At 65.7% G+C, this 14673-nt stretch carries 13 protein-coding genes and 1 pseudogene; 4 read left to right on the top strand and 10 right to left on the bottom strand.

Features of this window, described 5'->3' with window-relative positions:
* Positions 1 to 37: 37 nt before the first annotated feature.
* The 3 genes and pseudogenes from ACFXKN_RS12270 to ACFXKN_RS12260 form a co-directional block, all read right to left on the bottom strand.
* Positions 38 to 1702, bottom strand: a complete 1665-nt coding sequence (locus ACFXKN_RS12270) for a glycohydrolase toxin TNT-related protein (protein ID WP_379432996.1) — start codon at positions 1700 to 1702, stop codon at positions 38 to 40.
* 224 nt (positions 1703 to 1926) lie between these two features.
* The gene (locus ACFXKN_RS12265; protein ID WP_378954288.1) at positions 1927 to 2457 is read right to left on the bottom strand and encodes a hypothetical protein; all 531 of its coding nucleotides are present in this window, start codon (positions 2455 to 2457) and stop codon (positions 1927 to 1929) included.
* A gap of 148 nt (positions 2458 to 2605) precedes the next feature.
* A pseudogene (locus tag ACFXKN_RS12260) lies at positions 2606 to 3106 on the bottom strand (toxin glutamine deamidase domain-containing protein); the annotation flags it as partial.
* Between the two features lie 1159 nt (positions 3107 to 4265).
* Here ACFXKN_RS12260 and ACFXKN_RS12255 point away from each other — a divergent pair.
* Together ACFXKN_RS12255 and ACFXKN_RS12250 are read left to right on the top strand one after the other, a co-directional pair.
* Complete coding sequence (locus ACFXKN_RS12255) at positions 4266 to 4940, top strand: hypothetical protein (RefSeq protein ID WP_379432998.1); 675 nt, start codon at positions 4266 to 4268, stop codon at positions 4938 to 4940.
* 92 nt (positions 4941 to 5032) lie between these two features.
* Positions 5033 to 5665, top strand: a complete 633-nt coding sequence (locus ACFXKN_RS12250) for a hypothetical protein (protein ID WP_379432997.1) — start codon at positions 5033 to 5035, stop codon at positions 5663 to 5665.
* A gap of 293 nt (positions 5666 to 5958) precedes the next feature.
* On the opposite strand, the gene ACFXKN_RS12245 is transcribed toward ACFXKN_RS12250, so the two are convergent.
* Positions 5959 to 6279, bottom strand: coding sequence for a hypothetical protein (locus ACFXKN_RS12245; RefSeq protein ID WP_379432976.1), 321 nt, complete (start codon positions 6277 to 6279; stop codon positions 5959 to 5961).
* Positions 6276 to 6791, bottom strand: coding sequence for a YbaB/EbfC family nucleoid-associated protein (locus tag ACFXKN_RS12240; RefSeq protein ID WP_379432975.1), 516 nt, complete (start codon positions 6789 to 6791; stop codon positions 6276 to 6278). Before ACFXKN_RS12240 ends, ACFXKN_RS12245 begins: the two co-directional genes overlap by 4 nt.
* 103 nt (positions 6792 to 6894) lie before the next feature.
* Between ACFXKN_RS12240 and ACFXKN_RS12235 the strand changes: the two genes are divergently transcribed.
* Positions 6895 to 7494: an SMI1/KNR4 family protein gene (locus ACFXKN_RS12235; RefSeq protein ID WP_378953755.1), complete on the top strand. Its 600-nt coding sequence runs from the start codon at positions 6895 to 6897 to the stop codon at positions 7492 to 7494.
* A 298-nt stretch (positions 7495 to 7792) separates the two neighbouring features.
* On the opposite strand, the gene ACFXKN_RS12230 is transcribed toward ACFXKN_RS12235, so the two are convergent.
* From ACFXKN_RS12230 to ACFXKN_RS12210, 5 genes are all read right to left on the bottom strand, one after another.
* Positions 7793 to 8371, bottom strand: coding sequence for an ADP-ribosyltransferase (locus ACFXKN_RS12230; protein WP_379432974.1), 579 nt, complete (start codon positions 8369 to 8371; stop codon positions 7793 to 7795).
* 646 nt (positions 8372 to 9017) lie between these two features.
* A complete protein-coding gene (locus tag ACFXKN_RS12225) occupies positions 9018 to 10367 on the bottom strand; it encodes a SagB family peptide dehydrogenase (protein ID WP_379432973.1) in 1350 nt (449 codons plus the stop codon).
* Between the two features lie 33 nt (positions 10368 to 10400).
* Positions 10401 to 11378 carry an ABC transporter substrate-binding protein gene (locus ACFXKN_RS12220; protein WP_378953765.1) on the bottom strand — a complete coding sequence of 326 codons (978 nt, stop codon included), beginning with the start codon at positions 11376 to 11378 and terminating at the stop codon, positions 10401 to 10403.
* Between the two features lie 80 nt (positions 11379 to 11458).
* Positions 11459 to 13495 (bottom strand): M13 family metallopeptidase, encoded by a 2037-nt coding sequence (locus ACFXKN_RS12215; protein ID WP_379432972.1) that lies wholly within the window; start codon positions 13493 to 13495, stop codon positions 11459 to 11461.
* Between the two features lie 98 nt (positions 13496 to 13593).
* A complete protein-coding gene (locus ACFXKN_RS12210; RefSeq protein ID WP_378953771.1) occupies positions 13594 to 14037 on the bottom strand; it encodes a hypothetical protein in 444 nt (147 codons plus the stop codon).
* A gap of 267 nt (positions 14038 to 14304) precedes the next feature.
* Between ACFXKN_RS12210 and rplN the strand changes: the two genes are divergently transcribed.
* Positions 14305 to 14673 (top strand): 50S ribosomal protein L14, encoded by a 369-nt coding sequence (rplN, locus tag ACFXKN_RS12205; RefSeq protein ID WP_056818394.1) that lies wholly within the window; start codon positions 14305 to 14307, stop codon positions 14671 to 14673.

Here is a 14673-nt window from a genome sequence, read left to right as displayed (position 1 = left end):
CGGGGGTCCTCCGAAAAATCGGGCAGTAGTTTCACTTTCAGCCTTCCCACTCGGAACGGTCCAATTCCTCGACTCTTCCATCGGGGTGGAATCGGTGGCAGGTGTCAGGCAGTCGCGGTACTTGCCATGGACTGATCCTCCGCAGTCTGGCATCAACGCCGAGTCTGCCTCTGGATGTGTAGAGGTATCCATCCGGCGCTACTACCGGCGTGCCGAGCGCTTGGGCAAGACTTCGTGCGAAGTTGCCGTCGAGCCGTCCGGTGTTGCAGGACAACAACCGGATGGGGGTGCCGGGGACATAGTCCGGTCGATGGCGGATCAAATTGGCCAGCTCGCGCGCCGACATCGCTCCTCCTCCGGTCGAGTCCATGTTCACGCTGTTCGGCTGTCCATGCGCAACGACATCGTAGTGCCCCGCAAGTGGCGAAACGCTTTGTACATCCTGGTAGAAGCGATCCGTCGCGGACATGATCGAGAACCCCGGGCGGGCATCCGTGAATGGATACGTTGTGGGAGACGCTGCGGGGTTGCCACGTTCTTCCAGGCCATCAGCTGTCGGCGCATCGACGTCGGCGCCGGAAGCAGGTGCACGAGGAAGAGGATCTACTTCTCTGAGGTACCCAGCATCGATGAGTGCCTGCACACTGACTGGAAGATAGTGCTGGGAACCGAGGCCGGGTTCTCCCATCTGGGGAGCAATGCCGCCCCGCCACATAGGCAATGGCCGTAGGACTTCGTATTGGTGATACGACTCGCCATCGAGATTGGTTGGTGGCAGCGCTCGCTGCGGATACGGAACGCCCGCGGGCGATGTAAACCTGCCAGAGGGTCCACCGAACCGGTCGATGACCTCGCCCGGTTGGAGCATGGCTGGATGACGGTCGGTCGAACTGGAGAAACCTTGCGGATACAGATTGCCGTCTGCCCATGCGGGATCGCCGTTCGGTCCAGCGATTGACCGCATCCAGGCGTCGCGGCCGACTCCGTGAAACGGGTCCCAGCCGTTGGGCAGCAGCGCGTCCACAGCTGGATTGCCGCGGCCGACGCCCGGCGGTGGATCGGGAAATGCGCCGGTCCTGCTGCGGTGATCCCGCGCGATCGCCGACAGCTGGCTGTCGAGGGCCTGTAGTCGTTGAAGTTCGGTCTCGTCCATTTCCGGATGGACGAGCTCGTCGGTAGGTACTGGTCGCCCGTCGGGTCGGAAGTAGTCGGTGGCCGGCAAGGAATGATCGCTGCTGTCGTGGCCTGCGACCGACGCACTGTCGGAGTCGGGGCTCGACCGGTAGTCGGTGGCCGGGGCGTCGTGGGTCGAGGACGACTGTGAGGAATCTGAGGTAAGCCATGGCGGGAGTGAGCGCGGTGCGAGTGTGGCACGGTCGATCTCGCTGCTGAGCTGTTGAAGGTCGCTCGGCGAGAGTGCATCGGCGGTACTCGGGGCTAACCCGAGCTGATCGCGCAACTGTGATGTCAGGGCCTTGACGTCCGAGTTCGGGTGAGTGGTGCCGGGTTGCCCTGTGTCGTCCACCTGGACCTGCATGTCGGCGTCGGCCGGATTGTCCACCGGGACGAGGTCGACCATTACCCATTCGCCATTGGCGAACTGATTCCCGCCGTTGAAAGCAAGGTCAGTTGCAAGCTGGGCTCGTTCACTCAGTTCGCCGACAGCGTCTGGGTTTACGGACGCACTGGCGTTGATGTGCACAGCGATTTGGAGAACAGTGAGTGGTTGTCCGTTGAAGTCAACGCGACGGGCTTGAAATGACCTGCCGCTGTTCCGATTTCCAACTCGCGTAGCTTCGCCGGTCGCTGTGACGTCCGCACGCAGCTGCTCGCGGGCGCTCCTTGCCCGCTCGGCGTTGTCGACCTGTTGCTGTAGCAGCGCTGACTGTGACGCTCTGGGCGACGGGGTGGTGTCTGCGTCGCTCGCTACCGTTCGATCGTTTCCTCCATCGGCCACGATCCCGTTGTCCGGCTGAGCATCTCGGCCCATGCTGTCGCTTCCGAGAGCGGGCCCCCGCTCGGATGGAAGTACAGGGTTTCCTTGTTGATCGTGATCAGTTCGGTGGTTCCCGGGTTGTTCGATTGATCCAGGTCGGTCACGTGGACTTGGTACTGGACTGTCTGTGGGTCCTCGAAGGTTTTCAGCAGGTGGATTCGATGGAGTGGGGGATACACCTGGCCGCCCTGGATCGGCTGGCCCGTTTCGATCGCCTGGTCGAATTCCTCCCCGATCATGTCCGGTGGCAGGCTCCGGTGAGCTGTCACGACTCCCGTTTGCTTGTTCAGGACGTAGTTCCCCAGTCCCAATCCCATGCCCTGATCCAATTCCTCCTGGGAGAGAATCGCTTGGGCTACCCAGCCGTGTCTGGTCTCCATCGTTTGGAACTTCCGGTTCGGCCCGAACACTTTGGTCAGCAGCTGGTTGGCCTGTTCCGCCGTGTGAATTGGCTCCGGCATTCTGGATACCTCCGTGTGCGTCGATGGGAATGAAGTCCAGCGCGGCCGACCGGGCGACCATGTCTGGGGGTGGGACATCGGAGGTGGCGCCCGACTGCGGATCCCACCATACGGGCCCTGCTGCGCCGGGCGGATAGACAATGACTGTTGCGTGCGAGGCAAGGATCAGAGGGGAACCGTCGGCGTTGAATCGAGGGTTTCCATTGCTGTCGCGTGCATGCCAGCAGTTGATGACCAGCGCAGCCGAGCCTGGACCGAGGCCGGCGACATGATTGTGCAGTTCGCGGAACTGATCCTGGATCGGTAGTCCAGGGAAATGGCTCAAACTCCGGCCGAGCCAATTTTCCGCTCGTGCGGTGCCGAATCGTTCGCCACTGCGGTTGTCGCGGGAGCCGTTCGGCAGAGGGTCGGGCCACCGTGGCGCCGAGACCTGAGGAACGCCGTAGAACGACGACAACGCTGATAGGGAACAGTCGAGGCAGTTATTGCTTCGGCCGCCCCGGGTCGGGCCGCCGTCGTTGACCGACGTGCCGTAGGGGTGCGTTCGAGGGTCGGCGCCGATCGTGAATCCGCTGCCGTCGCGGAGTTGGTCTTCAACTCGTTGCTGGTGCGCCGCCTGCTCGACAGGCTCGAGCCGACCCGGGGCCATGACTCGGCTGTCCGAGGGATTGGTGAACCGGGCCGGCGTGTTGGCTCGGGCGATGTCGTTGCTGATCGTGCGGAGGTCGTCGGGGCTCAAACGGGTGTCCGGGGTGCTTCGCGGCAAGCCCATGTGTGCGCGGAGATCGTTGGACAGGTCGAATTGGTGTTGCTGGGTGTTCAGGCGTAGATCGGCTGCGTTCGGGTCGGTGGTGAATTCGAGGTCGACCAGGAACTGGTCGCCGACGGACGGGGCGCGGCTGAGGAGATCCTGACCGTGGTTGAAGGCGGCATCGACCGCGCCCTGGGCGTATTCCATCTCCAGGTTCAGCTCGGCCGGTGTCATCAGGTGTGCGTTCGGGATGTGGGCGCGGATGGTGGCTACCGAGACCCAGCGGCTGCCGACCTGGAAGCGGCGAATTCGGTATGAAGGGCGTGGTTGGGACGGGTTCCGGTCGACGGTGGTTGTGCGGCCGTCGTGCGGAGGTTGGTTACGCAGTGCGTCGCGCAGCGGGCGGGCGTCTGGGCTGTAACCGGGGTCGGGTAGCTGGTTTGCCGGAGTTGGAGTGGGCGTGAGGGTTTGCGGTGTTGTCCGAGTGGGGTTGGTGGTCGGGGTAGAACTCGGTCGGCTGTCAGGGCTCGTTGCTGTGCGCGTTTGTGGTACCGCTGGCGGGGTCGTCGGCCTAGACCGAGACGGGGTCTGGTCGATTGGCGGCCCAGTCCGGGTGGTCGAGATCGAGGTGACCGGTGCCGGAGTTGTTGTGGGGGTTGACGTGGGTGTGTTCGACCTGGGCGATGACGGCGCTGACGTTGGGATTTGACTGATCGGGGGTGTCGGCGTGGGCGTCGGTGTGGCAGTGGGCGGTGGTGTTGATGTGGGGGGAGTTGTTGTGGGGTTTGCGGTTTGGACTGGGGGAGCTGTCGCGGTGGTGGCGGTCGCTGTCGATGTGTCTGTGGAGGAAGGGCGAGTGGTGTCGGCAGGGGTATGGGTGGGGTTGTTCGCAGGGGCTGCCGGTTGGGAGGTTGTGGAGATCGGCGAACCGGTGGTTGCGGCGGGAGTCGGAGTCGGTGATTGCTGTGGGGTCGACTCCTGTGTGGTCAGTGCCGTGGGGGTCGGTTGTTGGGTGGTCGCATCCGGTGTGTCGGTAGGGGCTGTGGGTGCGGGTGTCGTGGGTTGGGGATTCGCCGGTGTTGTCGGGGTGGTGTTGGACTGCCCGGTGTCGCTCGGAGTCGGGTTCTGTTGTCCGGTAGCGGTATTCGGGCTGTTGTCGGTGGGGGTGTTCGGCTGGGTCGACGAATCCTGGTCCGGGAGATCCAGTGATGAGCCGGTGGGGTTGGGAGTGGTGTCGCTTGTGGGCGGTGTGTTCGAGGGATTGTCCGAGGGCGAGGTATCGCCGGTCGACGGTGTTTCGGCCGGGGTGCTGCTGTTCGGGTTCGACGGCGAGTCGCCGGTCTGGGGCGTTCCGGTCGGGGTGTCGATGCCCGGGTTCGATGGTGTGGTGTCGCCGGTCGGCGGGGTCGGGTTGGACCCGTTGTCGTTCGGGCTGGACGGCGTCGTGTCTCCGGCGGAGGGGGATCCGTTGGATGAGGGTGCTGTTTCTCCGGCGTCGGGGGTTTCGGTAGATCCGTTGCTGTTCGGGTTCGACGGTGCGGAGTCGCCAGTGGGCGGAGTTCCATTCGCGCCGTTGTCATTCGGGCTTGTGGGTGCCGATTCCCCCGGTGCTGCGGAGTTGGGCGAACCGTTTTGCGGGGTCGCTCCGTCCCCGGTAGGAGCGGTGGATGCTGGGTTCGTCGACCCGCCGGTGTCACCGGTGTTCGGACTTGTCGGTGCGTTCGGGCTCTGATCACCGGAGGGGGTATCGGTCCCCGCGGGCGTGGTGGCGCCCGGAACGTCGGTGCCGAGATCGGGAACGGTGGGGGCCGTGCTGTTTCCGCCGTGACTGCTGGATTCCAGCGCGCTCTGGACGCCACCTGCTCCCGCGCTGGTGAAGGTGTCTACGCCGACATCCAGTTTGAATTCCTGGCCGAGGAAGGCGGCGCCTACTCCTGCGGTAGCGACCTGCGCGGAGAGGTCGGCGCCCAGTTCGGTGACGGTGCCGCCGACGACCTTGCCTGCGAGTTTGCCTGCTGTCGAGGATGCGACATCGCCCAGAGCGCCGGTGCCGCCGCCGAGGAGGCCGCCTGCCGCACCGCCGACCGCACCGCCGAAGGTGGCCAGGCCGAGGTCGGTCCAGCCGAATTTGTCGGCCGAGCGGTCGCCCTTTGCTACCTGGATCAAGCGCGCGCCGAGGTCGGTGCCGCCCTCCTCCAGTGCTTCGAATGCGGCGCCACGCAGGGCCAATCGGGCTGCGGCTTTCGCCGCGCCGCGGGTGAGCATGCGGGCGATGAGCTGTTTGATCGCCACGCGCACCGCGACCTGGGCGGCCACCCGGGCTGCCACGCCGGCTACAGCGCCGACACCTGTCCACGAGGTCGCGATGGCCGCACCGATCTCCACCGCGGCGATGATCATTGTCGCGATGATCACCAGTTTGGTGTGTTCGATGTCGTTGGCGCCGTCTTCGAGTAGCTCGGCCTGTTTCTCGCACCACTTGCGGACCGCGGCGAAGGTCGCTTCGTCGCCCGACAGCAGTTTGTCGCGGAAAGTGGTGATGGCGGTGTGGGTTTCGCCCTCGGACAGCGCTGTGAGCGCGGCGTTCAGCGCGAGTGCGGCACCGTCGTCGACGGTATCGAGGGTGTTCGCCATGGCGGTCCACCCATCGGCGACACGGCGCATGGCTGTTTCGTCACCTTCGGGCCAATCACCCGCGCCGAGAATGTATTTCGCTACCCAGGCCAGCTCGTCGGGGATCTCGATGCCCATTACAGCGACCCCGTGGCCTTATCGATCTCACCGGCACGCGCGGTGTCCTGGGCTTGCAGGGTTTCGGCGACGGTGACCATGTTCTCGCCCAGTTTGGTCATCACTGTTGCCAGGCCGGTCACCGCCTTCTGGCCGGGCTCGACGCCGGGGGTGTAGTTCTTGGCGAACGACTGGCCGATCTCGTCGTTACCCCAGCACTCACCCTCCGCCGCGATCACAGCCGCCAGCTTCTGGGCGCCGGTGGTGATCGTGTCGGCGACCGAGGTGAACGACGGCTGAGTGCCGCGCAGCGCTTGCGGGTCGGCTTTCAGTGAGCTCATCGGAGGTATCCGCGGTTGCGGAAGTATTCGCCCTCTTCGTCGTCGGTGTCATCGATGAGGCTGTGGCGTGAGTCCGTGACCGGTTCGGGGGCCGGTGGCGGTGGCGGGGTCAGCTGGGCGATGAGGTCTTTCATGCTGGGGGCGCCCGGGATCAGATCGGGGAGGTCGGGCATGTTCGCGCTCATGTCCGATAGTGGGGCGAGGGCTTGCTGCTGGGTCTGGGCGGCTTGCGTGGCCACCTGGGCGATCACCTCGGTGACCGACCGGCCGAGGGATTCCGGGGTCGATCGTTTGAAGGCATCCGGCTCGATGTGGACCTCCGAGATCCCCGCGATGGTGCCGGAGACGCGGACCAAGCCGTCCGCCGACCAGGCGGTCACGAGCTGGGTGGCCTGGGACTGAGCATCGAGCAGCGCCGATTTCTCAGCGGTATAGGTGTCCAGCATCGAATCGATCTGCGCGCGCAACGCATCGTTGGAAGCTCGCGTCGGCGCCGACCAGTCGTCGTTCATGAGACCCTCGATCTGTCAGGAAGCACGTCATAAGTTTGGACGCGCGGGAGTCGTCGGAGGTTGCATTATGTGACGCACGTCTCGCGCGAGGACGGGGATCGTCATGGAGCCGAAGTATTCGACCCCGGTCGGGTCGGTCGCCGAGCAGTTCGGCGAGATCGAGAAGTGGTTGCGGGGCAATCTTGCGACGGTGTCGATCAGCGGGGCAACGAGCGGGCAGATCGAAGAAGCCGCTGCCGCGACCGGTCGGGCGTGGCCTGCCGAGTTGGTCGAGCTCTACACCAGGATCAATGGGTTTCCCGTCGATCAGTGGGTGCAGTTGCTGCCCGGAAACGAACTGTTCGATCTGGATCGAGTTCTCCGTGAGTGGCAGCTCGAGCTCGACATATGGGGACCCATGGCTGAGGAGATGGGGTTCGAGGTCGACCCCGACGCGCAGGCGGGCGACCCGGCCGGGACCTATCTGCCCGAGTTCATCCCCTTCGCGGGCGCGGACGGTTACCTGCTGTTCGTCGATACCCGGCCGGGTGAGCTGCACGGCTGTGTAACCACTTTCGACAAGTGCGCCGCCGATGACGCAGGACCGAGCTGGGTGTCGATCAGCGCGATGCTGACCGACCTCGCGACGAGCCTGCGCACTGGGTCCGAGTTCGACGGCTATTCGGCGCCGACCGTTGTCGATGGTCAGCTGGATTGGCGATGACGTCAGCGAGTGAGTGAGCCGATGTGCGCAGTTGGAGTTCGACCGATCCGTCGACCGCCGAGGGTTTGACTCGATCGCGCACTCGTCAACGTCACAGTGCCGCCGACGATGCGCCGAAGCGGGCGGGACTGTGCTGACCAGTATTACCTGGAGCGGGAGCCAGCCGCCGCAGTGTTCGGCCGCGGCGGAAGAGCCTTGCCAAGGAGCTTCTCGGCCTGGCGTCGATGCTCTTGAACCTGCTCCGGCGACAGCTTCACCTCGACGACATGCAACGATTCTTGGGTCAGTGCACTCATCGCTAGCCCTCCGTCACAATTGCCTGGATACGCCACATGCTACGCGCCTCGTCCCAGGTGACGCCAACGACGAAATAGCTGCGCGCGTCGATGAGCAGCACTTCTCGTTCGTCTGGGATCTCGGCGAGCTCACCCAGTCGTAGGGCCGGGGTGCCTGCAGGAACGAGCAGGTCCAGAATCACCGGGTCGCGGTGGCGCCTAGATCGCGGAGGGTTGGTCGCGCCGCTGGCAGACAGAAACCCGCGGTGTGTGAACTTCCGGTCGATCAGCGAATATGCGGATTCGACACCGACGATGCCCATGTTGGGTGCCTCATCTTCGCGGGTGACGCGAACCATGGTCGGCAGCGGATACTTCATCAGGCCCGATCTGATGGCATCAATGCGCTGCACGAGTGCGTCAGTCATCGGTATCTGATCCCAGAGAGCCTTGTTGATCCGTTCGAACCCGTTGAGCGCATATGACTGGATCGCGTCACGCTCAACGGCGGTGAGCAGGTCTAGCCCTTGCCCGGCGAGCGCAATTCCGGCAGCGGGAACCTCCTCGAAACCGAAGTCCTCAGGTTCATCAGAGCTCGCCATCGCTTCCTCCTGCTTGATTCGGACCGGGCTTCGCCCGCACTGTGTTCGACCGGAAGGAGCACCCAAGGGTGCCGGTGTCGTAACCATCCCTGCCCGCTTCCCCGCACCGAACCCCGATTTGCGTCCTCGGCCAACACAATTGGCCCCGCGCCTGTTTCGGCGTGTGGCGATGTTGGACCCAGGCGTTGGTGTGCACTCCCGAACCGACCAGATGCGTACGTGCGAGGCGTACGACGAAGGTGCTCGCAGGAGGCTGGGGTGTCAGGGTTGTTTGTCCCTCGGTCGGGCTCTCCGATAACGGCCGACAGGAGCGGCCAGCCCAGGACACGACACAGGAAGCCCGTCGTCAGGGCAGACTTCACCCCTGGAACGACGAAAGCCCGACGCATGGAGCGCCGAGCCGTTGCATGTAGGATTTCATCCCACGGTGCGAACAGCTTGGACTGTTTCGTACCTAGGCCGTTCGGTGAGTTGGTAGCTCACCGGGCGGCCGTTCTTGTTCGTGTGACGCTACACACTCCCGCGCACACTAGCAACTAGCGAGTTCCCGCTCTGGCCAGGGACTTCCGTGCGAACAGGTGCCTGGGCGATCGCTGGGGAACCCGTTCGGAGGCCGACTCGCGGATCCGAGACCGTCGGACGCGGATCAGCGGGCTGGTGAGCCCACGATGATGCTGCCGACGTTGCATTCTTCGAGTTCGTCGAGGCCGGTGGCGGCGGCGAACGCCGAGGTGTCGCTGAAGCCTTGGGCGACTACGCCGAGGTGCATGGCGGTGGCGGCGAGGTAGAAGGTCTGCATGAGGACGCCGACGTGTTTGAGGATGTTGGCGTAGGCGACCTGTTCGTAGCTCCACATGACGCGGCCCGCGCGGGCCGAAACCAGGAGCAGGACTTGGGGTTGCGCGCCGCCTGCCAAGGTTGCCGAGGTGGATTTGAGGAGCTTCTGGACGGCGGGGGCGTCGGCGGGGGCGACCGGGCGCAGGGCGTGGTCGGTCGAATCGTAGTGGTACATGCCGTTTTCCAGGCCTGCGACATTGCGCACCACGGGGTAGATCTCGAGTTCGTAGGCGCCGCCGCCGGAGGGGTAGGGGCGGGAGCCGTCGTCTCGGGTGCGGGCGGTGCGGAACAGCAACTCGCCCAATTGAACTGAGGTGATGGGGGCGGCGTCGTCGAAGGCGCGGGTGGAGACGCGGTCCTCGATGGCGGCGGCCAGGCTCGGATCGGATACGCGCAGCGACACCAGGTCCGGCTTCGCCAAGGCGACCGGTGCGCCATCGAATGACGCGCGGCGCAAAGGCAATTCGGGGAACTGGCCGTCGGCCCAGCGGGTGGGGCCGAAGTCGTCCCAGGTCACCGTGCGGGCGCCGAGGGTGCTGCGGCGGTGGAACCACAGGTCGGGGGTGTTCCAGGAGCGGGTGGTGAACTCGCGCTCCTCCTCGTCGCCGTCGACCAGGAAACCGCACCACTGCAGGTCGGCCATGAACTGGGTTTTCACGGTGGCGGGGACCGGGGAATCGGCGGCGAGCGGGCCGTCGAGCAGGGCGAGCAGGCGGGGGTCGTGGATGCGCAGGTCGCACCACGACTGGGGGTGTTCGAGGACGAAGCCCTGGTTGTCGCGGTGCAGGACAGCGAATTTCGACAGTGCCGCCGACCAGGTGGGCAAGGCCACCGTGGGACGCGGGGCTGGGTCGGCGAAGGGCCGGATGCTGTAGAGATCGCGGCCGCCGTCGCGGACCGTTACCGACAGCCAGCCGCCGTCGGTGAGCTTGCGCATCAGGGCGGTGATGTCGTCGCCCGCCGCCGCGGTCGCCATCTCCGCCGCGGTCGCCGGGCCCTGATTCAGGGTTTTCAGCGCCTGCAGCGCCCCCGCGCCCAGACCGGTCAGCTTCTCGTTGCGCGGCGGGTTCAGCAGCACCGCGCCGGCGGGAGTCGTGAGGCAGGTGACGCCCGCACGCAGCGCGAAGCGGGTCTGGGCGGGGTAAGCGGAGGCGAGCACGGTGAAATCCTCGGGGTAGAACCGGTCTGGGGCCTATTTCGCGGCGGCGGCGAACGCGGGCTCGAGCTTGTCCAGCATGTACGGCACCGACAGCGCGCTGGGCTGGTTGATCGCGCTGATCTCCTGCGTGGTCAGGAACACGACCGAACCCTTGCGCACCGACGGCAGATCGGCGTAACCCGGCAACTGCCGGTACTTCTCGTCGAGGCCGGGGGAGTAACCGGCCAGCAGCAGGTCGGCGGTGAGCTCGTCGACCTTCTCCGGCGACAGCGCCAGGCGGCCCTGGTTGGCAGGCAGCGCGGTGAGGTTGGCGGGGATGCCCATGCCGAGTGCGGTGAACACCTTGGCCGAACCGTCATTGGGGTCGGTCAGCACCATCAGCTGCGCGGGGCTCGCGAGCCAGGTGCTGGCGAAGGTCTTGCCCTTCAGGCCCGGGTTGGCGGTCGCGATGGCGGCGATCTTGTCGTCGACCTTCTTGATCACCGCGCTCGCGTCGGACTCCTTGTGCAGCACCTTGCCCAGCGCGGTGACCTGGTCCTGCCACGGGGTGACGGCGTCCTTGGTGAGCGCGGGCAGGGTCGGGGCGATCTTGGACAGGTCGTCGTAGGTCTTCTGGTCGGCGATGAACGGGTCGGCCAGGATCAGGTCCGGCTCCAGGGCTGCGACCTGCTCGGCGATACTGCCGGTGGTGTTCAGGGCGGTGGCCGCCTTCAGGGACTCCGGCGTCCACGGCGGGGTGCTCTTGGACACCGCGGAGACGTTGTCGATGTAGCCGACGGGGACAACGCCGAGCGCCAGCGAGCTGTCGAGCCACTGGTTGCCCAAGGCGACGATCTTCTTCGGGGTACCGGGGACGGTGGTCTCGCCGCGGGCGTGGGTGATGGTCACCGCTTCGCCCGAAGCGGCCTCGTCCTCGGTGGAACCGCAGGCGACGACGCCGAAGGCGAGAGCACCGGCGAGCGCGGCAACCGCCGCGCGTCGCCAGCCGCGCGAAGTCCGAACAGTCGTCATGGGTGCACCCTCCGTAGAGCAAGTTCCAGCGTAAGTCAGCCTAGGCTAACCTACGTCACTTTCCGGGGGGAAGCTGTGTCCTACAGCGTGACGCGCTGGTCCTGTGGCATGAACAGCTCGTCGCCGTCCTTCACCTCGAAGGTGGTGTAGAACTCGGCGATATTGCGAACCACCTGGTTGCAGCGGAACTCGTTGGGGGAGTGGGTGTCCTGCAAACCCTGCAGGGTCGCCTCCTCGGTCTGCTTGTCGCGCCACTGCCGCGCCCACGAGAAGAACATGCTCTGGTAGTCGGGCTGCTCGCCGGACCGCTGAGCCACTTTCTGATAGGCGGCCAGCGCGATCTGCAGGCCGCGCAGGTCGGCCAGGTTCTCGCCGACGGTCAGCGCGCCGTTCACGTGCTGGCCCTCGGGCGCGCCCTCGGGAACGAGCACGTCGTACTGCGCGATGATCTGCTGGGTCTTGGCGCCGAACGCCGCGAGATCCTCGGGCGTCCACCAGTCACGACGGTTGCCGTCGCCGTCGTACTTGGAGCCCTGGTCGTCGAAGCCGTGCCCGATCTCGTGGCCGATCGTGGAACCCACCGCGCCGTAGTTGACCGCGGCCTGGGCGTCCTTGTCGAAGAACGGGGGCTGCAGGTAGGCGGCCGGGAAGACGATCTGGTTGGTGGTCGGGCTGTAGTAGGCATTCACCGTCTGCGGCGACATGCTCCACTCCATCTTGTCCACCTCGGTGCCGAGGCGGGCGAACGCGCGCTTGGACTCGAAAGCGTTGATGGCCAACAGGGATTCGATCAGCTTGCCGCGCGTGATCTGCACCGACGAGTAGTCGACCCACTTGTCGGGGTAACCGATCTGGGTGGCGATCTTGTCCAGCTTGGCGATCGAGGCCTCGCGGGTCGGCTGGGTCATCCAGGTCGAATTGGTGAAGTTGTCGCGGTAGGCGGCGGTGAGGTCGGCGACCATCTCCAACGCGCGTTCCTTGGCCGCGGGCGGGAAGTGCTTGTCCACGTACAGCTTTCCCAGCGGTTCGCCGAGATTGTCGTCGACCACACCCACCGCGGAGCGCCACATCTCCGGCTTCTCCTCTAGACCGCTCAGCACCCGGCCGACGAACTCGAAGCGCGCGTCGGCGATGGCCTTGGGCAGGAAGCGCGCATAGCTGTTGGCCACCTGCAGCTTGAGGTAGTCGCGCCACTGGGCGATATCGACCTCGCCCCACAGCTGCGCGGCCGCGGTGACGAACGACGGCTGGCCGACCACCATCTTGTCGAACAGCGACTTGGGCCGGTCGGTCATGCCCGCCAGCCACGGATCCCAATCGAACTGGGGGCCGAGCGCGGTCAGTTCCTGCCAGCTCATCAGGTTGTAGGTGGCATCGGTATTGCGCAGGCGCACGCTGTCCCAGTGCCCGGCGGCGATGCGCTTTTCCAGGTCTATCGTCCGCTGCGCCACCCCGGCCGGGTCGGCGAGGCCGAGGCCGGCGGCCAGCTGCTCGAGATAGACCTGGTAGCCCGCGAGCTGGGCGGCGAACTCGGGCTTGCGGTAGTACTGCTCGCCCAGCGTGAGCCCGGACTGGCCGACACTGGGGATATAGGCCTTGGAATTCTTGCGATCGATGCTGATACCCATCCCGATCAGCCCGGCGATCGGCGCCTCGGCCATCACCTTCGCCAGCTCGGGCTTGCCCGCGGCCTTGTCGATCGCGGCGAACAGCCCGGTCAGGGGCGTGATGCCGAGGCGTTCGATCTCGTCGAGGTCAAGGCGCGCGTCGTAGAGATCCTTGATCTGCTGCGCCTCCGAGCCGTGCTCGGGATCGGAGATGCCCTCGATGATCGCGCGCAGCTGGTCCAGTGTCCGGTCGTTGGCGTCGGTGATCGCGCCGACCGAAGCCTTGTCGGGCGGGAGCTGGTAATCGCGCAGCCAGGCGCCGTTGACGTGGCGGTACAGGTCGTCCTGCGGGCGGATGGTGGGGTCGCCGCCGCCCAGATCGACGCCGGTGAGCTGCACTTCGGTGGTTTCGGACGAGCACGACGCCAGCGCGGCGGCCACGGGCACCAGCCCCATGGCGATCAGGAACGCGCGGCGGTCGATCACCGACGGACGACCGGACGATGTCACAGGACTTCCTTCCCCGATGCGGCAGCCGCACCCTGCTTGTTGCGCTCGAGCTAGCCCGCACAGGCTACCGGCGCGACGCCGTCTCGGTGCAGTGGTGGCTAGGAAGACAGGCCCGAGCTACCGGTCGCCAGGTCGCAGGCGAGGCCGCTGCCCGCGTTCAGGATTCGCATGACCGTCGGCACGCGCTTGGTCACCAGCGGTGTGCCGGTGGCATGCAGCAGCAGCGACAGGTTGACCTCCACCTCGGTGTCGACGTGGTAGAACGCCGTGGCCTTGGCGACGGTGACGCCGGCGACGTTCACCTCGAGCTCGACGGTGTCGCTGGCGAAGAACTTGCCGTTGGCGAGGAAGTCGACCTGCGCGCCGACATAGTTGTCGAGGCCGACGACGTCGATCTTCGAGGTGCAGCCGACGGTCAGCGTGTCGGTGAGCATGTCGATGACGGGACCCGCGCCCGCATGCGGTGCCACCATGGTGACGACGGCGGCGAACGCGGTGGCCGTGGTCGCGAGACGGCGCTTCATCGGCAGGGTGATGTTCATGGCGGGACGGTAGCAACGGGCCGTGCGCGACGAAGGCAGTTTGAAACATATCTACTTCAGATCTGCCGACGCACCCCGATTCGGTTTGCCCTGGGGGTTCACCTACACTAGAACGGTTGCCTGCGGGAGCTATGCCCTCGCAATCCGGCAGTGAACCCCCAGTGGAAGGTATTTCCGCTGGCAGGCGCGCGTCCGGAGGGTGACTGACCATGTGCGTCGGGTCGGCAATCCGGCGTACGTATACATCCAGGTCCAGGAGGTGCTGAAGTGATTCAGCAGGAGTCGCGACTGCGCGTCGCCGACAACACCGGGGCGAAGGAAATCCTTTGCATCCGCGTGCTCGGTGGCTCGTCGCGTCGCTATGCCGGTATCGGTGACATCATCGTCGCCACCGTGAAGGACGCCATCCCCGGCGCCAACGTGAAGAAGGGCGACGTCGTCAAGGCTGTCGTCGTTCGCACGACCAAGGAGCGTCGTCGTCCGGACGGTTCCTACATCAAGTTCGACGAGAACGCCGCCGTGCTGATCAAGCCGGACAACGACCCTCGTGGCACCCGCATCTTCGGCCCGGTCGGCCGCGAGCTGCGTGACAAGCGCTTCATGAAGATCGTTTCGCTGGCCCCGGAGGTGCTCTGA

It is taken from the genome of Nocardia sp. NPDC059195 (assembly GCF_042754695.1).
Taxonomy (GTDB): Bacteria; Actinomycetota; Actinomycetes; order Mycobacteriales; family Mycobacteriaceae; genus Nocardia.
The sequence above is the reverse complement of the archived record's forward strand: the minus strand, read 5'-3'. Positions and strand labels throughout refer to the sequence as shown.